Genomic DNA, 25,752 nt, shown 5'->3' with positions numbered 1-25,752 from the left:
AATGCGTACGGTTTTTCATGGAGCAACTCGAATAGTGGAATATCCACTTTGTCATATCGGACGAGATAATCTCGATTTCGGTAAGGGATTTTATGTTACAGACATTCGTGATCAGGCTATCAGTTGGGCAAAAAGAGTTGTGAACTTGGGTTTGCCGCAATGGCTAAATATTTATGAACTAGACGAAAATTACATTAAGCAAAATGCTCGTTGTAAAATATTCACGGCTTACGATAATGAATGGCTCAAATTTATAGTAAAAAGTAGAGCTGGAGAGATGCCCTGGAGAGAATATGATTACGTTGAAGGTGGTATTGCCGATGACCGAGTCATTACAACGATAGAAGATTATTTAAATGGAGATATTTCTATGGAATATGCTTTGAAACGATTGTCTGAGCATCAACCGAATAATCAAATATGTATTATCTCTCAAAATATACTTGATGATAGCTTACATTTCATATCTGCGGAGCCGTTAAATGATTTAGCAAGAAAGGAGGTAAAGTCATGTTAAGAGATTCACAGCTTTGGATGAAGATAGGTAGAATATGTACTTTGTTGGCAAAGCGGTTGGATATTTCTCCCGAAAGAGCATTTGATATTTTTCAAATGAGTAAGACCAACGAACTACTCCATGATGAACGTTCTTTGCTCTATTTAATGAGTGATTTGTATATTGTTGATGATGTGATTATGGAATTACAATCAGCTGATGGACTTCACAAAATTTATAAGTAGAATTCTTCTAATTTGGAATTCTACGACTATGGCTACTGTATTTGAGGCGTTTGCTGCCATAGTTGTTCTACTAAGATTTTGTTGTTGTACAACTACAAGGTGTAAGGTTGTACAACTATGGGGGGTAAAGTTGTACAACTATAAGGTGTAAGGTTGTACAACTATAAGGTGTAAGGTTGTACAACTATAAGGTGTTGTCACTATTGTCAGCAGATGTGCTGACTGCAGTCGGCAGCTCTGCTGACTAGGCTCAGCAGAGCTGCTGAGCCTAGTGGCAAACTCCGAGAAGCAGTATTCTCTTACCCAAGAAACAGTCTCCGCTAACTCAAGAAACTATCTCCGTTAACCTGAGATTCAGTGTCCGTAAGCTTAAACAATCATATTCTCTTACTTAAGCAACCATATTCTCTGGCTTGTTAAAGCAGTTAGGGAATCTACATATCCATAGTGTAGTTGTGAAGATATTCCCAAGCATCGTTCAAATCACGTAAAGGGAGGCGCTCTTTTACGAGTTTTATCTTTAATGCCGAGAGTGTAAACTAAACTGTGTCAAGCTACAATAAAAGTAGTTTAACACAGTTTTTATATTATGGACAACTTAGAAATTGATTACAAGAAAGCAGCTCAGCAGTTGCGTAGTGGTGAAGCCTTATTTGGCAAGGACGGAGCATTAGCTCCATTGTTAGAGCGTATTCTCAACTCAGCTCTCGAAGGTGAGATGGACGCTCATTTAAGTGAAGAGGAACGCTCTTCCGGCAATCGTCGTAATGGTAAGATGAGTAAGAAGGTTCAAACAAAATATGGTGAGGTCACTATAGAGACTCCTCGTGACCGAGACGGAACTTTCCAACCTGAGACCGTAAAGAAGCGTGAGACTATTCTTGCCAATGGCATGGCAGACCAGATTATTGAGATGTACGCCATGGGCACCAGCACACGTGACATCAGCAGCTACTTTGAGCGTGAGTTCAACACAACTCTATCAGCCGATACTATCAGCTCTATAACAGACCGTGTATTACCCGAAATCACCGCCTGGAAGTCTCGCATGCTCGATCCTGTATATGCCATTTGCTGGCTTGATGCTATCCATTATAAGGTAAAGGATGAGAATGGCAGAGCTGTCACACGAGCCATTTACAACATTCTTGGCATCAACAAGGAAGGCCAAAAAGAACTGTTAGGTATGTATGTGTCTAAGAGTGAAGGAGCTAACTTCTGGCTAGAAGTTCTTACGGATCTTCAGAACCGTGGTGTTCGAGACATCTTGATTTGTTGTATTGATGGTCTCAAAGGCTTCCCGGATGCCATCCAAAGCGTATTTCCTGAGAGTTCTGTGCAGCTCTGTATTGTCCATCAGATACGCAATTCTATCAAGTATGTTGGCAGTAAGCATCAAAAGGAGTTTATCAAGGATTTAAGAACAGTATATGGTGCAGTAAACAAAGACTCCGCTGCTGCTAATTTAGACCTGTTAGAGTCTAAGTGGGGAGAGATGTACCCAATTGTCATCAAGTCATGGCGTGACAATTGGGAACGTCTGACAGAATATTTCCAATATACTCCAGCCATCCGTAAACTCATTTATACGACCAATACGGTTGAGGGGTATCACAGACAGGTAAGAAAGGTCACAAAGACTAAAGGGGTCTTTCCTACGGATAATTCTTTGGAGAAGCTTGTGTACTTAGCTTATCGCAACATCCGTAAGAAATGGACTATGTCACTGGCAAATTGGGGACAAATTTCTCAACAATTGGCAATAAAATTTGGAGATAGATTTAAAATTATGTAACTTTGCAGCCGAAAAGGCTTCCCTGCTGGGGGCATGCCCCCAGCAGGGAGTGGGAATGAAAGTTAAGAACAAGCCTTGACACAGTTTAAATTACACCCCCTTAATGCCTTGCAGAATGCTTTCAGAACAGATTCTGTTGCCATCTCCTCCAACTTAATATAGTTAGGACGCTTAGAGAACAAACAAGTCGTCCATTGTTACTACCGACTGAACATCCCAGGCATAAGGATTGTCGGATAATCCCATGGTCGTAATCATTGTAAGATGTACGGCTTTTTCGGTGCCAGTTTCTTGGATGAAACGCTCTCGCTTGTTTTGTAAACTCGCATCTATCGTATTAGTTATCTGAAATGGAGCCTTGGAGTATTTGATTTCACAGAGATTGATGACATCATCGCTCCTGTCTATCAGCAAGTCAATCTGTGCTCCCGGCTTATCCTTGCTCCCAGCTACACTCCAAGAATAAACCGTGGTGATAACTCCTTGAATGCCTAGCTTTGTCTTGATTTGCTCCACATGCTGTAGGCATACTCGTTCAAAAGCCAAACCGCACCACGTGTTGTACTCGGATTTGCCGGTAATCTTGGTCCAATATTGTGCGTCATTGATATAGCTGTCCTTGATAAACTTATAATAAAATAAGGTGTAATTGTCCATTAACTGGAACAAGGCATTCTTAGCTTTCATTCCGATGCAATTATATTTTCGGATAAATCCGCAGTATTCCAAGTTCTCTAAGTATTCCGTCAACTTGCCATTGTCGGTCAACTTGGTTGCTTGTAAGATTTCTGTTCGGGTCATTCCGACTTTCTTGGTTGCCAAAGCATCTACTATCGAGAGATAAGGCTTAGGCTGTTTGAACAAAGAGTCGTATAAGTCATCAAACTCGTGACGAAGATTGCCATCTTCTGAGAAAAATAATTGGTTGATGTTCTGTGCCAGACTCATTCCCGGTTTCAGTTGAGACCAATAAAACGGAACACCTCCCATGATCATATAGCCTTCCAAAACCTGTCGGCGATTAAAGCGCAGTCCCATTTCTTCGGAATAGAGTTCGCATTCCCTTAAGCAAAACGGTTTCAGATGAATACGGACAGACACTCGGTTGTGCAATCCACCATGATTTTTAATCACCTTATTGATAATCCATGAGGTAGCACTGCCGCAAACGATGAGGAGAATATCCTTGCGGGCGGAAGCCCATCCATTCCAGAAATGTTCCAAAGCCGAAAGAAAATTGGAGCGTGGAGAATCCATCCATGGCATCTCGTCGATGAACACTACTTTCTTGGGGATAGTAGATTGTGCCAACAGTTGCCCCAACCTGTCAAAAGCATCATACCAATCTTTTAACTTCGACTGTTTCTGTTTGCTATATGATGTGAGTGAACGGTTGAACTCTGCCAATTGTATGCGATTGGTCTCATTTGCCAATCCTGTATGATAAAAGGCAAAGTCATTGTTGAAGGCCTCCCTTACCAGGAAAGTCTTTCCCACTCGTCTGCGCCCATATATGGCAACAAACTTCGACTCATCTGCAATCAATGCTTGATGAAGTGTCTTCAGTTCTTCTTTTCTACCTATTAACATAGTTCAAATAGTTATATTTCTGGGGCAAATATACGAAAAAATAGTGAGATAACGTGCGGAATCTATCTTTTTTAGATACATTCCGCACGTTTAAAGTATATTTTTAACGTTTGTTGCTATAAAAAGTAAAGAAAAGAGTATGCGGAATAGCCCAAATATGAAGCGATATCTAAGAAAATGTGCTTTAAACGTGCGGAATCTATCTTTTTTAGATACATTCCGCACGTTTAAAGCACATTTTCACTGTCGCAGAAATACTCGGGACTTTCATAACCTTGATAGATGAAAGGATTTGCTAATTTCCTGTTAATTAGTTTCATACGTCATTACATATTTGGTGTTACAACTTTTATGTAATGGCAAAGGTACAGCTATTTCTTGCATGTGCAAAAGAATATAGCAGAAAGTTGAGGCTGTTCCTCAACTTTCTGCCATTTATTAGCCTATCACATTGCATAGTCGGTTGATGGCTGCATCAAAAGTGGTGAGGTCTTTGGCTCGCTTTCTGATGGCTGCCTTGTAATTATAGATGGTTTGCGTAGAATAGAACAGGAGGGTGGCCAGTTCCTGTCCATCCGTAATTCCCAGTCGCATCAGTGCATAGATACGCAGTTCCTTTGTGAGACTGTTAGGGGCGGGGAGAACTATCTGTTTTTCTGGCAACAGCAGTTGGTTGAACTCTTCCACGAAATTCGGATACAAGTCAATGAATGCCTTGTCGAAGCGAATATTGAAGTTGGCTGCCTCTTCTTCTGCCAGCTTGTAGCTGTTGGTGGCAGTCAGAAGATCGGCAGTTTGCTTTGCCTTGATTTTGCGGCTTACCAATTTGCGATAATCATCCAGTTTTTTGATATATACGGCACTGATGTCCATAAATAAATGCATATAGGTCTCTCTTCGCTTATTGGTGTTAAGCAGCTTCTGGTTCAGTTCGTCCAAGAGTGCATTTTGGCTTTTTATCTCCCTACGGCTCTTGGCTAGACGCTTGTTCATCTTGAATGCAAAGAAAGCCATGGCAAGGAATCCTAGCGACAGGATACTCACGATGACGAGAGAGGCTGTTACGATGCGGTTCTTGCGTACTTCTGCCTGATGGTTCGTTTCTGTGATAAGGGGAAGTATGCGGGAAATCTCAACCATGCGGAGACGGTTGTTGTAGAATTGGGCATCCTCCATGGAGCAATAGATGTATTTGGCAACCCTCTTTGCATAGGAGGCATCCTTATGATATAGATAGGTGGAAAGTTCCTGAAGGGCCAGATTCTCCTTCAGGGGACATATCTGGTCTGAGATGGCTGCTTCTACAATATACTTTTCGTATAAATCCTTTTGGTCGGTATCATAATAATAGCGGGCTATGCAATAAGCCGATGAGGCATGCACACGGCTGTTCAGGGGACTGGCAGAAAGCGCCTTCATGTAGAACTGAAGTGTTTTTTTGCTTGTACGCTGCTTAAGATATTCAAACTCTCCTGACAGATAGTAATAAAGAGCGGATTCCTTGTTGCCGATATGCTCAAGAGTCTTGCCTAAATAAAAACGTTTCTTGGCTGCCAATCCTTCTTGAAACTCCGACTTGTTGCAGAAAGTTTCCCAGTAGTTATATACCCAAGTCAAGGTATAATAATAGTATTGCAATAACTTAGGTGACATTTTCTCCACATCCATTGTGAGCATTAAGTCTTCTGCCTGGCTGTAGAAACCGCCTGTTGACAGTACTGCCGCACGATTGATTTTATTCAGGTTGATGAAATAATCATCCTGAAGTTGTACTGCCAGCTGGTAGCCCTTCTTGGCGTATGTCATGGCAGAGTCGTAACGATAGGTATAATACTCTCTGTAAATCTGGTTATAGAGACTAAGTTGGCTGCGCTTGTCGGAAGTCATGTATAGTTGCTTTTTGAGTCTTAGCAGTTTCGCTTCTTTTCTTTGGGTAAACTTGCTTCGCTGAGCGATGTAACTGTCTAAACGATGGAACAGCTGTTCCTCGTTTAAGGAAGAAGCATTTGCCAGTAATGGCATAAACATCATTAAGAACCACAATACTACTTTCATAACTATTTAATTGTTATTGTTACTATCTGATAGGCTATAAGAAAGCCTTATAATTGTATTTTCTGCAAAGATACTACATTTATTTTTCTTTTTAACATCTACTCTATTAAAAAGTATTAATATCTTTGATGTCTTGATTATTAGTGGCCTATGAACTTAATAAACCTAGTATTTATCTACTCGTAACCTACACATGATGTCAATGTTTGAAAAATCTCCTTAACTTTGCAACTGCAATCGAATCGCATTCGGTAGCAAGTGAAATCATGTACAACTAAGAATAAACAACTGTAAGATTATGAACTTAAGAATCCGTACATTCTCTATGGAACGTAAAAAACAAAGAACAACGAAAAAGGTATTTATGATTATTGCAGCGATGTGCATGACATCTATCATGGCATCTGCTCAAAAGACCATCAGAGTGTCAACCGACAAGACCGACCTCGTGATGCAGGTTTCTCCTAAGGGTCGCCTCTACCAAGTGTATCTGGGTGACAAGTTGAAGAATCCTTCTGATTACAATCATCTGAAGTGGGATGTATATGCGGCTTCTGATGGTTCCGTCTGCCAGCGAGGACATGAGGTTTATGCATCCTCTGGTGCAGAAGATTTCTTCGAGCCGGCAGTGGCAGTGACCCATGCAGATGGTAATATGACTACCTATTTGTATTATCAGTCTTCTGAAGAAAAGGCTATCAGTGGAGGTGTTGAGACCATCATCACGCTTAAGGACAAGGTGTATCCGCTGACCGTGAAACTCCACTATGCAGCTTATCCTAAGGAGAACATCATCAAGGCATGGAGTGAAATCTCTCATAAGGAGAAAGCTCCGGTTACGCTTTGGAGATATAGCTCAACAATGCTTTATTTCAAGGCAAACAAGTATTTCGTTACCAATTATCATAGCGATTGGGCTAAGGAAGGACAGCCTGAGACTTGCCAGTTGACTGCTGGTAAGAAGATTGTTGATACCAAGTTGGGTACCCGTGCAGCCATGCAGGAGGAGCCTTTCTTTGAACTGGGATTCGATGAGCCAGCCAAGGAGAATGAGGGCAAGGTGATGCTTGGAACCATCGGATGGCCTGGCAACTTCCGCTTTACCTTCGAGGTAGATAACGTGGGAGCTCTTCGTGTTATTCCTGCCATCAATCCATATGCCTCTAACTATAAGCTGAAGGCTGGTGAAACGTTCATTACCCCTGAGTTTATCTTTGCCATGAGCGATAATGGTATCGGTGAGGCTTCCCGTAATTTGCACAATTGGGCTCGCCAGTATCAGGTAAACATGGGTATGGAAGATCGCCTTACGCTCTTGAACAACTGGGAGAATACCGGCTTCGACTTCAACCAGCAGAGTCTTGCTGAGTTGATGAAGGATGCCAAGGACCTGGGTGTAGATATGTTCTTGCTTGATGATGGTTGGTTTGCCAACAAGTATCCTCGTAAGGACGACCATGCAGGTCTCGGCGACTGGGAGGCTACCAAGGGCAAACTGCCTGATGGAATACCTGGATTGGTAAGAGATGCCAAAAAGGCTGGTGTAAAGTTTGGTATTTGGATTGAGCCTGAGATGGTGAATCCTAAGAGTGAACTCTTTGAGAAGCATCCTGACTGGGTGATTATGCAGCCAAAGCGTGATACTTATTATTACCGCAACCAGCTGGTGCTTGATATCAGTAATCCTAAGGTACAGGATTATGTGTTCGGCATCGTGGATCGCATCATGACGGAGAATCCGAATGTGGCTTACTTCAAGTGGGACTGCAACAGTGTGATTACCAATATCTATTCTCCATATCATAAGGAGAATCAGGGTAATTTCTATATCGATCATGTGCGTGGTATCTACAAGGTGCTTACCCGTATTCATAACAAGTATCCTAAGTTGCCGATGATGCTCTGCTCTGGCGGTGGCGGCAGAATGGATTACGAGATGCTGAAGTATTTTACTGAGTTCTGGTGTTCAGACGATACGGATCCATACGAGCGCCTCTACATCCAGTGGAGCCTGTCTAAGTTCTTCCCAGCCAAGACCATGGGTTCGCATGTAACCAATTGGAACAAGAATACCAGTGTGAAGTTCCGCACCGATGTTTGCAGTTCATGTAAGTTGGGCTTTGATATCGACCTCAAGTTGCTTTCTGGTGATGACTACAAGTTTGTGCAGAATGCTGTAAAGAACTACGATAGCATGAAGCCTATGATTCTCGAGGGCGACCAGTATCGTCTGGTTTCTCCATACGAAGGTAATCACTGTGCCATTAACTATGTTAGTAAGGACAAGCAGCGTGCCGTTCTCTTTGCTTACGACTTGCATCCACGCTACAAGGAGCCTGTGATGAATGTGAAAATGCAGGGATTGGATGCCGATAAGGTTTATACCGTAAAGGAGACCAATCTGATGCCTGGAAAGGAGTCTGATTTGGAGTGCAATGGCAAGCAGTACAGCGGTGACTATCTGATGAAGGTCGGCTTGAATGTATTCAGCCAGACAGATGGAACGAGCCACGTATTGGTATTAGAATAACTTATCAACTATTCATAATGAAAACAAAAAGCAGCAAAGTCTATAATAGGCTTACTGCTTTTTTAGGTTTCTGTATTTCTTATCCCTAATGATTTTACTTGTTTAGCGGTCTTGCCACAAACTCAGTATGAAGGGTCTCCATCGGATGCTCCTTCAGATTGATGAGGATGTTTGGCGTATTGCCGTTGGCGATGATTACCTTGATGCCGGCATTGGCTACGTCGTGAGCAGTCTTTACTTTCGATGTCATACCACCTCTGCCGTGGCTGCTCTTGCTGGCAAGGATATACTCGCTGATGTCGCGGTCGTAATAAACCGATGGGATGATGCGGGTGGTAGGCTCGCTTGGGTCGCCATTGTAGATGCCATCCACATTACTTAATAGAATCAAGGTGTCGGCATTCATCATCTTGGCAATCAAGCCAGACAACTCATCGTTATCGGTAAACATCAGCTCGGTGATGCATACAGTATCGTTCTCGTTGACGATAGGGAGCACGTTGTTTTCCAGCATCACCTGCATGCAGGCCTCCTGGTTTTTGTACTGCTCTTCGGCACCGAAATTCTCCTTCATGGTCAATACCTGACCAATCTTTATCTTATATTCACGGAAAAGGTTGTAATAGAGACCAACGAGTTTCACCTGTCCGATGGCAGAGAACAGCTGGCGTTGCTCCACGTTGTCCAGATGGTGGTCAACGTGCAGTTCGGCTCTTCCGGCAGCCACGGCACCAGAAGAAACCAGAATCACCTCATAGTCGTGCTTTCTGAGCCAGACAATCTGATCCACAATTGCCGACATTCTCGTTACATCCAGTTTTCCGTCTTCTCGGGTCAGCACGTTGCTGCCCACCTTTACTACGATTCTTTTTCCCATAAATTTTAGTGAAGAGTGAAGAATGAAGAGTGAAGAATTCTCTTGTTCTTCTTGTTATATTTTATGTTGAATACATATTTAAGTGAAGAGTGAAGAACGAAGAGTGAAGAATTCAATAGCTTTTTTATGTCAAATTTTAGCTTGTTAAAGCAAGAGAATTCTTCACTCTTCACTTTTCGTTTTTCACTTAACCCCGTCTTTTTCTCGAATTTCTACTCTTCGAATCTTGCCCGAGATGGTCTTTGGCAATTCATCTACGAATTCGATGATGCGAGGATATTTATAAGGGGCAGTCTCATGCTTCACATGATCCTGCAGCTTCTTGACGAGGTCTGGACCTGCCATACTCTTGTATTCATCCTTCAGTACGACGGTAGCCTTGACTACCATACCGCGGATTGGGTCTGGCACACCGGTGATGGCGCACTCTACTACGGCAGGGTGAGTCATCAGGGCATTCTCTACCTCGAAAGGACCGATACGGTAGCCCGAACTCTTGATCACGTCATCGATTCTTCCCTCAAACCAGAAGTAGCCTTCCTCATCACGCCAGGCCATATCGCCCGTGTGATAGTAACCATCATGCCAAACCGATTTGGTCTGCTTTTCATCACGATAGTAATATTTGAAAAGACCGATAGGCTTATTGTCACCGATGCGGATGCAAATTTCGCCCTTTTCACCATCTTCGCATTCAGTCATGTCTGGGCGAAGGATGTGAACATCATATTGTGGGTTAGGCTTGCCCATGCTTCCTGGCTTTGGTTTGATCCAAGGGAAGGTTCCGAGTGTCATCGTGGTCTCTGTTTGTCCGAAACCCTCGTAAATCTGAACACCCGTCAGCTTCTGGAAGGTCTCTGCCACGGATGGGTTCATTGCCTCACCCGCTGTGGTGCAGTATTCAAGACTGCTGAGGTCATACTTAGAGAAATCCTCCTGAATCATGAAGCGGTAGATAGTAGGAGGGGCACAGAAAGAGGTGATGTGATACTTCTCAATCTGGCGCATAATCTTATCAGCCGTAAACTTCTCGTGATCGAAGACAAAGACGGTGGCTCCGGCAAACCATTGTCCGTAGAGCTTGCCCCATACAGCCTTGCCCCAACCGGTATCGGCTACGGTAAGGTGGATGGAATTCTCGTGGAGATTATGCCAATATACACCCGTGGTCAGATGACCGAGTGCATAGAGGTGATCATGTGCCACCATCTTTGGCTCGCCTGTGGTTCCTGATGTGAAGTACATCAGCAGGGTATCCTCATTAGAGTTTACATGTTCTGGGCGAACGAAAGGAGCACATTCGTTCCATTCCTTCATCCAGTCGTGGAAACCTTTAGGGATATCCGGACCGATACTAATCAATGTCTTGACAGTCGGACTCTCTGGCATTGCCTGATTAACCTGCTCTACCACGTAATCATCGCCGCAGCAGATGATAGCCTTCACGCTTGCTGCATTGTTGCGGTAAACGATGTCGTGCTTGGTAAGCATGTGGGTGGCAGGGATGGCTACGGCGCCCAATTTGTGGAGACCGAGCATGGCAAGCCACCACTGATAATGACGCTTCAGAATCAGCATCACCTTATCATCGTGACCGATGCCGAGACTCTGGAAGTAAGCAGCAGCCTTGTCGCTCTGCTCCTTCAGGTCCTTGTATGTAAAACGGATTTCTTCGCCACGTTCACTTGCCCAAAGCAGCGCCACGTGGTCTGGTTTGATCTTTGCCCATTCGTCCATCACGTCGTAGGCAAAGTTGAAATCTTCTGGTATGATAAACTCCAGATGCTCCTTGAAGTCTTGCTCTGAAGTGAATTTTGTCTGTTTTAGAAATCTCTCGATCATAGTTACTCTTCTAAATAATGATATAAGGAAACTTAAATGATGATGCAAAGAAACTTGGCAGGTTCACCGTTGAGTGAGCGGAAGCAATGCGATTTACTACTGTCGAAGTAGATGCTGTCGCCCGGGTTCAGTACCATCACCTTTTCTTCGATGGTAACTTCCAGCTGTCCCTCTATCACATAATCATATTCCTGTCCGTCGTGTCCGTTCTTGTTCGGCTTCTTGTCGCCTGGCAATGGATCCACCTGTACCATGAACGGATTCACCTTTCTATCCTTGAATCCTACGGCAAGGCTCTGGTATTTATACTGGTTGTTGCGGTCTATTTCCGGTCCCTGTCCCTTGCGGGTAACGTAGTATCCCTTCATGCGAGGTTCCTCGCCGAAGAGCAATACGTCGAGGTCGATGCCGTATCGCTTAGAGATTTTTGACAGGCGATAAACAGAAGGATCCGCCTCGCCGGATTCTATCTTGAGGTAATGATCAAGACTGATTTCGCACAGTTCTGCAATTTCCTCGGCAGGAATATTGAGAACCTCGCGGAGACCTTTCAGCCTTTCACCGATTTGTTTGATTGCTTCGTCCATAAAATATTCTTTTTATTGTTTGCTTTGATAATACATCGAACAGTTGCTGATGGGCAATTTCGAAATGTAAGCGCAAAGATACGAAAAATATTTAAAACGGCTCAAAAAACTTACGTTTTTATAACTCTTTGTGCTTATAAAAACGAAAATGCTGCACAAATAAAGTAATCTGTGCAGCATTCATTGTATCATTTTCTTATTTTTTTCCTGCCAATAAACCATTGATTACTGCGCTGGTAAAGCCGCCTTGTTCCATGGTATTCAAACCCTTGATGGTGCAGCCGCCAGGAGTTGTTACTTTATCAATGGCAGCCTCTGGGTGTTCGCCTGTTTCCTGAAGTAGTTCTACGGCACCCTTGATGGTCTGCAAGACAATCTTCTGGGCATCCTTAGCCTTGAAGCCCATCTCTACGCCGCCTTCTACATTGGCTCTTACATAGCGCATGGCGTAAGCGATGGCACACGACATAGCGGTAGCTGCTGGGAAGAGACGTTCTTCCATGATGAGGCTTTCGCCCAATTCATCAAAGATTTCTGTAATCTGCTGGATTTCTGTAGCAGATGCATCTACAGGAGTGATGAAGGTCATCGACTGCTTGTAGGCGATGGCGATGTTTGGCATCACGAGGAAGAAGGTTGGGGTGATGCCATCCTTGTCCAGCCACTCCTTGATGTTGGCTGATGGCACACCGGCTGCAACGACCACGAGTTTCTGATTCTTGTAGTTGAGTGCATCCTTGATTCCCTTCAATGTCTTCTCCACGCACCATGGCTTTACTACCACGCATACGATGTCTGCGCCATGGCAAGCCAACTGGTTGTCGAGGGTTACGCTGGCTCCTTCGCTTGCGAAGTGATCCAATACTGGTTGGTTATGGTCAGATACCGTAATATCTGATGGAGTGAACTTCTCGCTCTGCAAGAGTCCTTCTGCCATGGCACCGCCCATAGCACCTGCTCCGATAATTGTTATTTTCATTGTCGTCTTATAGTTAAAATGCAATTATAGTGCAAAGATACTACTTTTATCTGAAAATAGCGTGTTTATAGACGATTTTTTAAGAAAGTACGCTTGTTTACTGACAATTTTTTAAGAAATTCGCTAGTTTACTCCCATTCTGGAAGTATCCATGTCCTTGGTCCTCTTTTCCTTGTACTTGCCTATCTTATAGATGATGGAGATGGAGGCTGATGCCCAATCTTGCTTGATGTTCATGTGGTAGTCTTGATTGCCTTGTACTGATATTGTAGAGAATCCCTCGTTGAAGATGTTGCTGCCTTTAACCACAATGCTCCATTTATCATTATCGGAAGCCCATCTCAACATAGCATTCAGGAGAAAGACTGATTTGATGTCATAGAGTCCTTGAATGGCTTTCGACTGATAGAATGGGTTTAGTATGAAATGGATGTGATGGCTTCGGCTAAGCTGAGTGGATAGATTGCCGGCAAGAATGGCAGAGATATGTTTGCGATTGAAGGGCAAGTCAAAGAAATCGTTACTCTTGTCATGTCTGTAGATTCCTGTTGCCGAAACACTTCCGTTCATCCAATTGCCTATACCAAAAGTCGTCGATGCTCTAATGCCTATAGTATGATTATAGTCGAAATTGGTCTCCTTCATAATGACTGCCAGGTGGTCGGTAGTCTGATAAGGCAACTGCACAGAATAGTTGGGTTGGAACTCTGCAAATGCCATCAATGTATGGCGACTTTTGATTGTCCACATCAGGTTGGTCTCGTATGTAGAGTAAGGCTTGAGATGAGGATTTCCCCATATCTCCATATAGGTAGAGGCATAGTAAATGCTGCTCATAGTTGACCAATAGCTAGGAAACTGTGAGCTGGAACTGAAGGATAAGTTGAGTATGTTGCCAGGATTGGCTTTCCACGATGCATTAAGTGTGGGATAAATATGCCATTTGTTCCATTGTGGAGAATGGTATTGCTCTGCTTCGACAGAGGCTTCCAAGCTGATTCGCTCGTTTATCTGTTTGCTTATGCCGCCATAGAAACTCAAGATTCTTTCTTCGATATTCACCTGGCTTGTTGCATCTGGAATGTCTGCTCCATCCTTGTTGGTCGTGGCTTGGTAGCTTCTGTTGTTGCTGTTTTGGAATTTCATACCATACGACAGCTCCCAACCCTTCTTCAATGAGTGGGATTGATCGGCGGTGAAAAGCCATTTGTCTATTACCTGCTTGCTGTTTGTGTATAGAATACGCTCTTCGTCAAGCATCGTTCCTGCTAGATATTGCTGGCTGGGATTTTGGTAGTTGAGATAGGATATGCCTATTTGTAGTCCAAAGGGCAGGTTGTAGTTGGCATCTACATTGTGCAGGTAGGTATGCTCATTGCCCTGTTGCTGGGATGTGCCTGTTCCCATCGTTTCATGATGAGGATGACTGCTGTCCCATTTTCCTGTATATGCCAGGGATAGCTGGTGGTTATCAGCAAATGCATAACTCAGTCCCAAGCGATAGTTGTGAGTCAATCCAGGGGTTTTCTGTGAGGTCTTGTCATGATACGCTACTCGCTTTCCTTGAAGCGGATGATTGGCATTGGTAGTAGTCTCACCGTATGATGTTCCATCTGTAAATGAATACATGGCATCCAGACCGAATTTTCCTTTTTGGAACAGCAGGTTGCCTTTGCCTTTCCCTTCTCCGTATTTGCTTTGGCTCCAGATGCTTTGTATTTGTCCTGAAAGCAGGTTCTTTCCTACATAGTCTTTGGTAATCAGGTTGATGACCATTCCACGAACATGTAAGCGTGCTGGCGCTGCCAGCATCACTTCGGCTTTGGCTAATTGTGATGCGGGCATGGCTTTTAATCGCTCTGCCAGTTGTGTGTAATTGAGCGTGGTTGGTTTGCCGTTGATGATGAGAGTCAGTTCCTTTCCTGCATAATTGATGTTGCCGTTTAGTTCGTTTACTCCTGGTATTCGGGTAAGGGCATCATAAGCGTTGTCTGCCGGCATTTTCTCTATGAGCAGTGGCATGTTGTAAACCAACTGTCCTCTTTCTGCCTTGACGATAGGACGTGTCGCCTTGACGAAAACCTCGGGCAGGTTTTGCATCATCATCTGGGCGGTAAGCGTGTCTTTTGCCTCTTCGTTTTGAGCGCAAAGGGGCTGGCTCAGCAATAATGCTGAACCTAAGATAAAATTTATTTTCATGTGTTTATGTTTGTTTGATGGTTATTGCTTGAGTTGCTCTTTGGCTTTGGATATGAGTTGCGCTGCCTCTTTTTTATCTTCCAGTCTGTTTGCATTTGCTAAGAACAACTGGAGATACAGTTTCGCTTTCAGCTTGTTTTTGGAAGCGATGAACATTTGGGCGGCATTGTAATAGTTGAGAGGATTATCTTTCTCATCGTATAAGGTGCATAACTCAAAGTCACGGGCAGCGTCTGCATATCTGTGATGCTGGAAATGCAAGTCGGCCAACCATTTATAGGTTCGCAATGCCCTGCCTTTGGGTAGGGAGACTTCTAGCGACTGGTTGAAATGAGCCATGGATAGCGAATCCATGTTGAAGGCTTTCTCTATCAAAGCCAAGTGGAAAAGGCAAGTGGCATTGTCGTTTTTGAACTGAACAGCTTTCTGGTAATGTTTCAGCGCTTTTTCATTGTCCGGCTGGTCCTCATAACAGAGACCAAGGATGAAATTGGATTCGAAATTGTCAAATCCTTGCGCTATCAGTTTCTCATACAAGTGTATAGCCTCATCGTATTTGAATTGCATGAATAGGGAATAAGCATATTCCTTGTTGACATATAAGTTCGTGGAATCACATTGAGAAATGAAATTCTTCGCCACTTTTTCTGCTCTGTCTGGTTTGTTCACCCCATTGTAATGTACGGTAAGCGAAGCGATAATTTCACTGTCGTATGGGAATAAGAATGCGATGCGTTCACCCCAGAGAGACACCTTGTCATTGTTGTTCTGATTGAGATACGCATAATAGTACATTCGCATGTCTTCGTGGTTGATGCTATCAGATGGAATCTTGTCTAGGCAAGAAATGCAGGCGGTGTAGTTGCCTACTTTCCGATAGCAGGAAGCCAGTTTCCGGCGTGCTCCCAGGTGAGATGGATTTGCTTCCAGATACTTTTGGTAGTATTGGGTTGCATGAAACACATCATATCTACTCAAACAGCTATCTCCTTGTTGAAGTAAATTAGCTGCGGTCTCGTTGGCCTTGGCATTCATTGCCATACATAGCCATAATATAAGGATCAATCTAAACTGTTTCATCGTTTTTGCTGATTATTTCTTTCTTACTTCGGGAGTGAAAACGACAGGCAAGGTAAACTCCATGTTGACTTCCTCGCCATCAGAGAGCCTGGCAGGCTTCCAATGGGGACTTCTCTTGAGAAGTTCAATCACAGTCTGCTCGTAGGCTTTTTCTTTTGGAGCTTCGAGAACTTTAAACAATCCCAATGTTCCATCCTTTTGAACTGTGAAGTTGATGACGACTCGGGCAGGCTTGTCTTCCAATCCTTTAGGATATTGGATGTTTGTCATCACCCATCTTAGGAAATCGTTGATGTCGCCATTGCCGTTGAAGATTGGCATCTGACCACCTTCCGGTAAAACAGCTATCGTCTTTAACACATGAGGTTGTGATACGCTTTGCGGTTTGAACATAAGGACGATGGTTATACCTATTATTGCTATCACGCAAGCAGCTATCCCAAATACCTTTTTATATATATGAGATTTTGTGTATCTTGTTTCCTGTGCTTTGCCCAGGAAATAAGTTTCTTCCTGATTTTTTTTTTCTTTCATACCTTTTACGATGTTATGGAGTTGTCTAAAAGTGCTTTTAATTGTTTGAGTGGTTCCTTGCTGACGTGCAGAGTGAATTTCTCGCAAAACCGTTCGTTGTACAAAACTAGTTCTGAAGTGTTGAGGTTGATGCTGAAAATGTGCTGACTATTAATAATGTAGTTTCTGCCAACACGAGCGAAGAAGTGTGCCGTTTGGGCAAGTTGCTCTACTATTTTCTTCTCAAAGACCACAAGGTTGAACGAGAAGGTGTATTCATCGCCGTTGGTGAGTCGAAGATTGCAATAGCTTCCTTCCGAACAGACGTATGCTATCTGTTCGGAAGTCACTCTGAGCAAGAAGTTGGCATTTGATATGATGAGATATTCTTCCATACTGATAAGTTTGGTGCAAAGATAAGCAAAATATTTAAAAAGTATGGCTGGAGGTAGCGTGTTTTTTGTGAACCAGTGGACTTGTTTTGTGAAAAATATGAAGTCAAACTCCAGATATGACTATCTGTTTAAGGTGGGCAACTAAAATCGTTAAACCACAGAGTGTCTAATAACTAGACAGCCGTGTCAAGTATTTAGACAGGTCGTTTTATGGACTTTGTTTCTATATATTATGATAATCAATTGTTTATGTTTTTGGCATAGTCGTTGCCTTGCTATTTAGCAACAAATAAGAATAGTAACAACATAAAGAATAATAAGACAATGAAAAGACTTGCGTTAGTAGCATCCTTCTGTGGCATTACCATAACACAGATGATGGCACAGAACATCAACGGCGAACAGATTTCCGACACGACCCTATTTGATAAGTTCTCCAAAGAACTTGGCGAAGTGGTAGTGAAAGCTCATCTTCCTCAATATAAGAAGACCCACGAAGGACTGCTTACCAACGTGGCAGGAACCGTGCTTAGCAAGATGGGTACGGCTGAAGATGTATTGAAGCATGTGCCGAGCATCGTGAAGAAGAAAGATGGATATGAGGTGGTCGGCAAGGGTACACCTATTATATATATCAACGGCAGGAAGATGCAAGACATCAGTGAGTTGGATAACGTCAAATCTTCCGACATCAAGAGTGTGGAAGTCATCCAGAATCCTGGAGCCACCTACGATGCTTCGGTAAATGCGGTAATCAAAATCAAGACCATCAAGAAGAAAGGCGAAGGTTTCGGCTTTGATACTCGCTCTGTGTATTGGTACAATAAGCACGACAATACCATCCAACAGGTTAACATGAACTATCGCCATAATGGACTGAATCTCTTTGCCACTTATAAGTTCTCTGATGCAACATGGATGCAAAAGGCCTCCTACAATCAGACTGTACATGTAGATACGCTTTGGCAACAGCATAACAACAACGAAGTAACTGGTCGCATAGAATCGCACCGTCTTATCAGTGGTTTTAGCTATGATTTCAATGCCAATCATTCCATTGGTGCGAGATACACCTTGACCTCGCCAGGCTATTCTCGCTCAAAAGATTTTTTCGATAGTCAGGTAACTGCCGACGGTAAGTTTTACGACTATATCAAAACCGATGGTCTGTCGGTCGACAAGGACAGCCCTAGCCATCAATTGAATGCCTACTACAACGGCACATTGGGCAAGACCACTATTGACCTGAATACCGACCTCTATTTCAGTACAAACAGGGCTTATGCCTATAGCGATGAACAGAGCCAGGAGCACGATTCTCGTAACGTCAACTCCAAGAATCGTGTGAGCAATAAGATGGTAGCCACCAAACTCGTAATTACCTCTCCTCTCTTAGGCGGTAATCTCTCCTATGGAGCTGAGTATATCAATACTCATCGTAACGATGACTACGAAGTGAATCGCACCGACCTCCTCGCCAACTCTTATAGCAAGTTGGAGGAGCAGACGGCAAGTCCATTCATCCAATATGCGCACCTCACCCCGATAGGAAACATCACGGCAGGATTGCGATACGAGTATGTAAGATTCAAGTATTATGATGCAGGCATCTATCAGCCCGAGCAGAGTCGCTCCTTCCGCAACCTCTTTCCTACCATCAGCTATGGTGCGAAGATAGGTAAGGTAATGGCACAGTTGAGCTATTCGGTAAAGACCTCTCGTCCTTCATATAGTCAACTGAGCAACAATGTATCTTATATGAATCGATTTACTCGCCAGACTGGTAATCCTTATCTTGACAACGAAACCAATCACAGAGTGGAATTATCGGGTGTATGGAAGTTCATCCAGTTTATGGTCAACTACAAGGACTCTCGCAATGCCATCATCTATTGGGCAGAGCAAATTCCTGAGGACGAAGCTATTACCATGATAAGTCGTAAGAACGTGAAGAGTCTCAAGAGCATGACCGCCTACATCAGTGCCGCTCCAAAGATAGGCATTTGGGCACCACAAATCAACTTGGGCATGCAGAAACCCTGGTTCACCCTCCATACTGATGTGGCATCTTATCGCTTGAATCGTCCTATTTTCATGGGCAACTTCAACAATGCCTTCTCCTTGTCATGCGGCATCACCCTTAACGTGGATTATCGCTATCAGAGCAAGGGTAATACGATGAACGTATATCTTGCCAAAGAGCAGCATGTACTTGATGTCAGCATCAGTAAGTCATTCCTAAAGGATGCCCTTACCTTGGAAATAAAAGGCAACGACCTGCTTTATAAATGTTGGGATGCCGACTTGCTCTATAACCAGAAGATGGAACTCCTGCAAGTGTCTAAGCGAGGTACGAGAGACCTGCGACTCACCCTTCGCTATAAGTTCAATACCACACGCAGCAAGTACAAGGGAACTGGTGCCGGTAATGCAGAGCTGAATCGACTATAAATATCTTTTGTTACTTTTATTCAAAACGCCAAGAGCGACAGCCAAATGTATCGGCTGCCGCTCTATTATTTGCTTTTGACATTTGCTTGCTCAATTAATCTTTTTTTCTTTTTCCTCACTAAATGCCTTTATCTCATCAGTAAGGACTTTCTGTAATTTCTCTTTCGGTACTATCAACTGATAATCCGCCACTCCAATAGGTTTTCCCATATCTTCAAGTGCAAGTTCCACCTCTACACGGTCTTTTTCCGCACAAAGTATGATTCCTATGGAACGGTTCTCGTCTGCACCACGTTCAAGACGGTCAAGCAGAGACAGATAATAGTTCATCTTACCTGCATACTCTGGTTTGAAAGGACCTATCTTTAGGTCAACAGCAACAAGGCAGCGCAGTCCACGATGGAAAAACAACATATCTACCTTACTTTCTTTACCATTGTATTCCAATACATGCTGGTTGCCAATGAAAGTGAAACCATTACCAAGTTCCATAAGGAAACGAGTAATAGCTTTTACAAGGCGGTCTTCAAGTTCAAGCTCCAGAATGGGACTTGTCACACCTAAGAAGCCGAGATTGTAGCTGCTGCTAAATACCTCATTGGCATACTGCGCTTGCTCGGCAGGAAGAGTGCGGTCGAAATTGTTATCTACTCGTGCCAATGTCTGTGTCTCATACATATTGAGTTTGATGGCATTGAGCAACAAGTCGCGATTCCAGCCTTTGGTTACGGTTTCCTGCGCATAATATAGCGTGGCTTCATCATTCAGTCCCTTGCTCAACAACAGCATGTTATGTGACCACGGCAAAAGTGCAACGCTCCGTTGCACTTTCTCATTATGCCCTGCATAACGTTCATAGAACTTTTTCATATACCACAGATTTCGTGGTGAAACACCCATCTTTGGATAACGTTCTTTAAGGTCTGCTGACAACCGTCTTACAACGCTGTCACCATACCCACTTTCAATCTTGCGCTCATGAAGTATTTGACCAATCTCCCAATAAGCGGTAGAGACATAGCCATTGACATGACGGGCTATTTCTGTCCGAGCATGCTCAATTACTGCGACAGCGTGTCGCAGTATCTCGGCATAATCGCTGTTCTCTATTGAGAGCCTGTTGTCTTTATTGTCTGTTGTCATTTTATATGTTTATAAGCCTGTTTAATATTATTTGCCATATTAAGATGCGAATAAGTGCAGCTGTTTTATACACCATTCCAAGAATTACGGCTGCAAATATACACTTTTCCTACGAAATAACCAAGATAAAACTACAATTTTCCTATGAGGGGGAACAAAAAAGCAGCAAACCGCAAAGGGCTTGCTGCTCACGATAGGAGTGTTTCCTATTTCTTTTATGGGCTGAGTTTTCTTTATATCCTTATCTCTATGGGCTTATACCTCCTTTAATACGGTTTCCAATCTTCCGATGAAGTCATCCACATTCTCCTTGGTCAATACCAATGGAGGGAGGATACGGAGGATGTTGGTGCCTGCGCAACCGGTGAAGCAGTGCTGCTCGTGGATGAGCTTGCTGCGAACTTCCTTGTGAGGAATATCGAGTACGGCTCCTACCATTAAACCACGGCCACGAACCTCTGTGACGTGGCTGTTGCGCTTCTGCAACTCCTTCAGCTGGGCAATGAGATATTCGCCAACCTCATGCGCATTCTGTACCAGGTTCTCCTTCTCAAATACATCGAGAACAGCAAGAGCTGCTGTACATGCCAGGTGGTTGCCACCGAAAGTAGTACCCAACTGACTATATACAGGTGTAAATTCAGGAGAAATCAACACGCCACCCATAGGGAAACCGTTACCGATACCCTTGGCTACTGTGATGAGATCAGGCTTGATGCCCAACCACTGGTGAGCGAAGAACTTACCGCTTCTGCCATAACCGCACTGGATTTCATCGCAAATCAGGAAGGTGCCGTATTTCTTGCAGGCTGCCTGCAATCCCTGAGCAAACTCAGGAGTTACCATGTTGCAACCACCTACGCCCTGAATAGCTTCGATGATACAAGCACATACATCGCCCTTGGCGAGTTCCTTCTCCCAAGCCTCCAAATCGTTGATAGGAAGATAGGTTACGTGACCATTATCATTGATAGGAGCGATGATCTTAGGATTGTTTGTTACCTCTACGGCAAGGGATGTTCTGCCGTGGAAAGCCTTCTCTATAGAAAGCACGCGGGTTCTGCCGTTGGTGAATGAAGCCAGCTTCAAGGCATTCTCGTTTGCCTCGGCACCTGAGTTGATGAGGAAGAACTGATAATCTTCATAACCGCTAGCTTTGCCCAGACGCTCAGCGAGTTTTACCTGCAACTTGTTGATGACAGAGTTGGAATAGAAACCCAGATTGTTCAACTGGTTGGTGAGCATCTCCACATAGTGAGGATAGCAATGACCGATGCTGATAACGGCATGACCGCCATAGAGGTCGAGATATTCCTGCCCCTTGTCGTCCCATACCTTGCAGCCCTGTCCTTTTACAATATTAATATCGAAAAGAGGATATACGTCGTAAAGTTTCATGTTAAATCTATGTTTTAAGAAAGACAACTCATAGAGTTATCTTATTACAAACTATTTTTTATGATAGAAGAACGAATGATTTTTCATCCGTTCTTCCGAATTCTTTTATCTAAAATGCTGATGGCTTGAGTTTCAAACCTGCTGTCTGGTCGAGACCAAACATGATGTTCATGTTCTGAACAGCCTGACCCACGGCACCCTTCAGAAGATTGTCGATGCAGGAAGTAATCAGGAGCTTATCGCCATACTTATCTACATGAACCAGGCACTTGTTGGTATTCACCACCTGCTTCAGATCGATAGCCTTATCCACATAGTGGGTGAACTTGGCATTCTTGTAGAACTCCTTGTAACCAGCCACGATTTCCTCGATTGGCTTATCGGTCTTCACTACTTCTGTAGCGAAGATGCCACGGGCGAAGTCGCCACGGTAAGGGATGAAGTCGATGGCAGCATCGAGATAACCCTGTGTCTGCTTCAGACTCTCACGAATCTCTGGCACGTGCTGATGGTTGAATGCCTTGTAGATGCTCATGTTGTTGTTGCGCCATGAAAAATGGGTAGTGGCACCTGGCTTCTGACCAGCGCCGGTGCTACCGGTAATGGCGTTAATAGATACATCGCTATTGATGAGGCCCATCTTGGCAGCAGGCAACAAACCAAGTTGAATGCAGGTTGCAAAACAACCTGGGTTTGCCACGTGCTGAGCTACGGCTATTTTTGATTCATTTATTTCTGGAAGGCCATATACAAAATCGTGAGCGGCTGGGGTTGGCTGCTGGGTAGCAACCACAGTCTCTGGGGCAAGACGGAAGTCCTGTGCCAGGTCGATAATCTTCACGTTCTCCGGAACATTGTGCTCCTTCAGGAACGCCTCGCTCTTGCCATGACCGAAGCAGAAGAAGATGACATCCACCTGGTCGAAAGGCATCTCGGCGGTAAACTTCAAGTCGGTCTCGCCATACAATCCCTCGTGAACCTCAGCCACCAGGTTGCCGGCGTTACTCTCGCTGTTGGCGAATACAATCTCTGCCTCTGGATGGTTGATAAGGAGGCGAATCAGCTCACCTCCTGTATAACCAGCTGCTCCTAAAATACCTACTTTTACCATAATTTAAGTGAAGAGTGAAGAACGAAGAGTGAAGAATTCTCTTGTCCTTCTGATTATTTGTTGTTTCTTTGTTTTGTCGTCTTTATGGATGAAACGAGGAGTGCAATCAATTCATTACAGTCATTGAGCATACTTTCGAATGCATTTTGGTCAATGTAGTCTGTGTCATGAAGAAGGTTCAGCCAATAGTAAGTTTCGTTTCCTTCTTTTAGAGCTATGGAAAGTTTGTTGGCAAAGTCTTGTGGACTTTGAGCAAACTCAGCTTCTCTAACTAAAGCTCCTATGGCAGTTCCTGAGCGAAGAATTTGATTTGTAATGGTAAACTCCTTTTTGCAAGAATTGATATGTTTAACCATTTTTACAATTCTCACTGCAAAGAGATAACTCTTCGTATGTAAAGGAGAATTCTCCCTATTATATTCGTTAATATTTTTAAATCCCATCACAAAAGCATTTGAATTCTTCACTCTTCACTCTTCGTTCTTCACTTAACTTATCTTTCCTCGTTAGGGTGCATACCATAATAAACACGGAGTGGGGTAGAGCTTACCTTGATGAAGCCCTTCGCATCCTCGGCTGTCCAACCGTGCTGCATCTCACCATACTCACCGAGCTTAGACTTGGTCAAATCGTCTGGTGAATCGACACCTACAGTCTGGAAGCTAAATGGACGGAGCTTCAAGATGGCTGTACCGTTTACGTTGCGCTGAGAAGAAGTCAGCATTGCCTCGATATCCGGCATCACTGGCTCCAGGTACTGACTTTCGTGGAGGAACATTCCGTACCAGTTGCCTACCTGATCCTTCCAATACTGCTGCCACTTGCTCAATGTGCTCTTCTCCAACAGGCGGTGTGCCTCGATGATGAGCTTAGGAGCTGCAGCCTCGAAAGCTACACGACCCTTGATACCGATGATGGTATCACCCACGTTGCAGTCGCGACCGATGGCGTAAGAAGCACCAATCTCCTCAATCTTCTGGATGGCTGCAATCTTATCCTCAAACTTCTCGTCGTTGACAGCCACAATCTCACCCTTCTCGAAGGTAATCTTCAGCTCTGCCTCTTCTTCCTTGGCAGTAACGTGCTTCAGGTAAGCCTCCTCTGGGAGACCTTGGGTTGGGTCGAGAATCTCACCACCGCAGATACTGGTTCCCCAGATACCTACGTTATAAGAATACTTCAACTTGGTGAAGTCTGCATAGAAGCCGTGCTCGTTCAGGTAATCAACCTCCTCCTTACGAGAAAGCGCCTTGTCACGAGTCAATGTGATGATCTCTACACCAGGAGCCATTACCAGGAAGGTCATGTCGAAACGAATCTGGTCGTTGCCGGCACCTGTACTTCCGTGAGCGATGGCGTCAGCACCAATTTCCTTGGCGTAACGAGCGATGGCGATAGCCTGGAAGATACGCTCAGAAGATACTGAAATAGGGTAGCAGTTGTTGCGGAGCACATTACCGAAAATCATGTATTTCAATGATTTCTCGTAATACTCGTGGGTAACGTCGAGAGTGACGTATGCCTTGGCACCCAACTTATATGCGTTCTCCTCGTTGGTCTTCAACTGCTCGGCAGAGAAACCACCTGTGTTAGCGCATGCTGCATAAACATCCCAGCCATCCTGGGTCAACTTCATTACGGTGTATGATGTATCGAGACCGCCGCTGAAAGCGACTACAACTTTTTTATTTGCCATTTTATTTTATGTTTAATATGGATGAATAATATTTAGATGGCATTCTTGCCAACACCTTAAATTATATGTAAGGATTTAGATTCCTGCAGATGGACCGTCAATCTTTCTGATTCTCTCAATCACCTCCTGAGGAAGCTTGATAGGCAGATGCTCCTCTGGGTCGAAGAGCATGGCGGTGCAGATGCAGTATTTGCGGTTGGTACGATGGAGGACATCCACGTTGATGCAACCCTCGCAACCACGCCAGAAAGACTCATCATCGGTCAGGTCGGCGAAGGTAACAGGAAGGTAACCCAGCTGGGTGTTCATCTTCATGACAGCCGAACCGGATGTCAAAGAGAAAATCTTGGCATGAGGCCATCGCTGTCGGGCAAGCGTAAAGGTCAGGTTCTTGATGCGCTTTGCCAATCCCAATCCTCGGAAGTTTGGGTGAACGATCAAACCTGATGTGGTAACATAGTGCTTGTTGCCCCAGGTCTCGATGTAGCTGAAGCCTGCGAACTTATCGCCCTGGAGAGCGATGACCGCCTTGGCTTCGCGCATCTTGGTGGCAACATACTCTGGTGAACGCTTGGCGATACCAGAACCACGCTTCTTTGCAGCTTCTGCAATTGTAGTCAGAATGGTGTCGATGTACTTGATGTGACTTTCGTCAGCCACCATTACTTTAACTTCTGCTTCTTCCATTTTTTCTCTTCTATCTTAAAATGTTTTTGTTTTAATATTCTTTCTTTATATATAATAAGGTGTATGTTTTGCATAAAAATGCA

At 44.0% G+C, this 25,752-nt stretch carries 20 protein-coding genes and 1 pseudogene; 5 read left to right on the top strand and 16 right to left on the bottom strand.

From position 1 onward, the window contains the following. The first annotated feature begins 1 nt into the window (after position 1). From RCO84_RS11840 to RCO84_RS11830, 3 genes are all read left to right on the top strand, one after another. Positions 2-517, top strand: coding sequence for a DUF3990 domain-containing protein (locus RCO84_RS11840; RefSeq protein WP_153113811.1), 516 nt, complete (start codon positions 2-4; stop codon positions 515-517). After that, positions 511-741, top strand: coding sequence for a DUF3791 domain-containing protein (locus RCO84_RS11835; RefSeq protein ID WP_153084700.1), 231 nt, complete (start codon positions 511-513; stop codon positions 739-741). Before RCO84_RS11840 ends, RCO84_RS11835 begins: the two co-directional genes overlap by 7 nt. Before the next feature lie 589 nt (positions 742-1,330). Next, positions 1,331-2,536: an IS256 family transposase gene (locus tag RCO84_RS11830; protein ID WP_287870909.1), complete on the top strand. Its 1,206-nt coding sequence runs from the start codon at positions 1,331-1,333 to the stop codon at positions 2,534-2,536. Between the two features lie 171 nt (positions 2,537-2,707). Here RCO84_RS11830 and RCO84_RS11825 read toward each other — a convergent pair whose 3' ends face one another. Further along, positions 2,708-4,126 carry an AAA family ATPase gene (locus tag RCO84_RS11825; RefSeq protein ID WP_317585178.1) on the bottom strand — a complete coding sequence of 473 codons (1,419 nt, stop codon included), beginning with the start codon at positions 4,124-4,126 and terminating at the stop codon, positions 2,708-2,710. Positions 4,127-4,564: 438 nt separating this feature from the next. Continuing rightward, complete coding sequence (locus RCO84_RS11820; RefSeq protein ID WP_317585177.1) at positions 4,565-6,181, bottom strand: DUF6377 domain-containing protein; 1,617 nt, start codon at positions 6,179-6,181, stop codon at positions 4,565-4,567. Between the two features lie 325 nt (positions 6,182-6,506). On the opposite strand from RCO84_RS11820, the gene RCO84_RS11815 reads away from it, so the two are divergent. After that, entirely contained in the window at positions 6,507-8,711 is a 2,205-nt protein-coding gene (locus tag RCO84_RS11815; protein WP_373690153.1) for an alpha-galactosidase, read from the top strand. Positions 8,712-8,817: 106 nt separating this feature from the next. On the opposite strand, the pseudogene proB reads toward RCO84_RS11815, so the two are convergent. The 8 genes and pseudogenes from proB to RCO84_RS11775 all read right to left on the bottom strand — a co-directional run. Continuing rightward, positions 8,818-9,588, bottom strand: a pseudogene (gene proB / locus RCO84_RS11810) (glutamate 5-kinase); the annotation flags it as partial. 183 nt (positions 9,589-9,771) lie between these two features. Then, positions 9,772-11,430 carry an AMP-binding protein gene (locus tag RCO84_RS11805; protein WP_317585176.1) on the bottom strand — a complete coding sequence of 553 codons (1,659 nt, stop codon included), beginning with the start codon at positions 11,428-11,430 and terminating at the stop codon, positions 9,772-9,774. Between the two features lie 32 nt (positions 11,431-11,462). Further along, the gene (locus tag RCO84_RS11800) at positions 11,463-12,017 is read right to left on the bottom strand and encodes a helix-turn-helix domain-containing protein (protein WP_264902281.1); all 555 of its coding nucleotides are present in this window, start codon (positions 12,015-12,017) and stop codon (positions 11,463-11,465) included. Between the two features lie 196 nt (positions 12,018-12,213). After that, complete coding sequence (locus RCO84_RS11795; RefSeq protein WP_118139350.1) at positions 12,214-12,996, bottom strand: pyrroline-5-carboxylate reductase family protein; 783 nt, start codon at positions 12,994-12,996, stop codon at positions 12,214-12,216. Positions 12,997-13,119: 123 nt separating this feature from the next. Next, entirely contained in the window at positions 13,120-15,195 is a 2,076-nt protein-coding gene (locus RCO84_RS11790; RefSeq protein WP_317585175.1) for an outer membrane beta-barrel protein, read from the bottom strand. A gap of 21 nt (positions 15,196-15,216) precedes the next feature. Beyond that, positions 15,217-16,275 carry a tetratricopeptide repeat protein gene (locus RCO84_RS11785; RefSeq protein WP_317585174.1) on the bottom strand — a complete coding sequence of 353 codons (1,059 nt, stop codon included), beginning with the start codon at positions 16,273-16,275 and terminating at the stop codon, positions 15,217-15,219. A 12-nt stretch (positions 16,276-16,287) separates the two neighbouring features. Continuing rightward, positions 16,288-16,809 (bottom strand): energy transducer TonB, encoded by a 522-nt coding sequence (locus RCO84_RS11780; protein WP_287819101.1) that lies wholly within the window; start codon positions 16,807-16,809, stop codon positions 16,288-16,290. Positions 16,810-16,814: 5 nt separating this feature from the next. Next, the gene (locus RCO84_RS11775) at positions 16,815-17,183 is read right to left on the bottom strand and encodes a LytTR family DNA-binding domain-containing protein (protein WP_317585172.1); all 369 of its coding nucleotides are present in this window, start codon (positions 17,181-17,183) and stop codon (positions 16,815-16,817) included. 324 nt (positions 17,184-17,507) lie between these two features. On the opposite strand from RCO84_RS11775, the gene RCO84_RS11770 reads away from it, so the two are divergent. After that, a complete protein-coding gene (locus RCO84_RS11770) occupies positions 17,508-19,634 on the top strand; it encodes an outer membrane beta-barrel family protein (protein WP_317585171.1) in 2,127 nt (708 codons plus the stop codon). Positions 19,635-19,724: 90 nt separating this feature from the next. Here the strand turns inward: RCO84_RS11770 and RCO84_RS11765 are convergent, their stop codons facing one another. The 6 genes from RCO84_RS11765 to RCO84_RS11740 all read right to left on the bottom strand — a co-directional run bounded on the left by RCO84_RS11765 (position 19,725) and on the right by RCO84_RS11740 (position 25,669). Then, positions 19,725-20,777 (bottom strand): PDDEXK nuclease domain-containing protein, encoded by a 1,053-nt coding sequence (locus RCO84_RS11765; RefSeq protein WP_317585170.1) that lies wholly within the window; start codon positions 20,775-20,777, stop codon positions 19,725-19,727. Positions 20,778-21,032: 255 nt separating this feature from the next. After that, complete coding sequence (locus RCO84_RS11760) at positions 21,033-22,175, bottom strand: aspartate aminotransferase family protein (protein ID WP_317585169.1); 1,143 nt, start codon at positions 22,173-22,175, stop codon at positions 21,033-21,035. 109 nt (positions 22,176-22,284) lie between these two features. After that, a complete protein-coding gene (gene argC, locus RCO84_RS11755) occupies positions 22,285-23,286 on the bottom strand; it encodes an N-acetyl-gamma-glutamyl-phosphate reductase (RefSeq protein ID WP_264902287.1) in 1,002 nt (333 codons plus the stop codon). A gap of 53 nt (positions 23,287-23,339) precedes the next feature. Beyond that, positions 23,340-23,729, bottom strand: coding sequence for a four helix bundle protein (locus RCO84_RS11750; protein ID WP_287587249.1), 390 nt, complete (start codon positions 23,727-23,729; stop codon positions 23,340-23,342). Positions 23,730-23,779: 50 nt separating this feature from the next. Continuing rightward, positions 23,780-24,982: an argininosuccinate synthase gene (locus RCO84_RS11745; protein ID WP_317585167.1), complete on the bottom strand. Its 1,203-nt coding sequence runs from the start codon at positions 24,980-24,982 to the stop codon at positions 23,780-23,782. A gap of 75 nt (positions 24,983-25,057) precedes the next feature. Then, complete coding sequence (locus RCO84_RS11740; protein ID WP_317585166.1) at positions 25,058-25,669, bottom strand: GNAT family N-acetyltransferase; 612 nt, start codon at positions 25,667-25,669, stop codon at positions 25,058-25,060. Positions 25,670-25,752 lie beyond the last annotated feature (83 nt).

It is taken from the genome of Segatella copri, from assembly GCF_949820605.1.
Taxonomy (GTDB): Bacteria; Bacteroidota; Bacteroidia; order Bacteroidales; family Bacteroidaceae; genus Prevotella.
The sequence above is the reverse complement of the archived record's forward strand: the minus strand, read 5'-3'. Positions and strand labels throughout refer to the sequence as shown.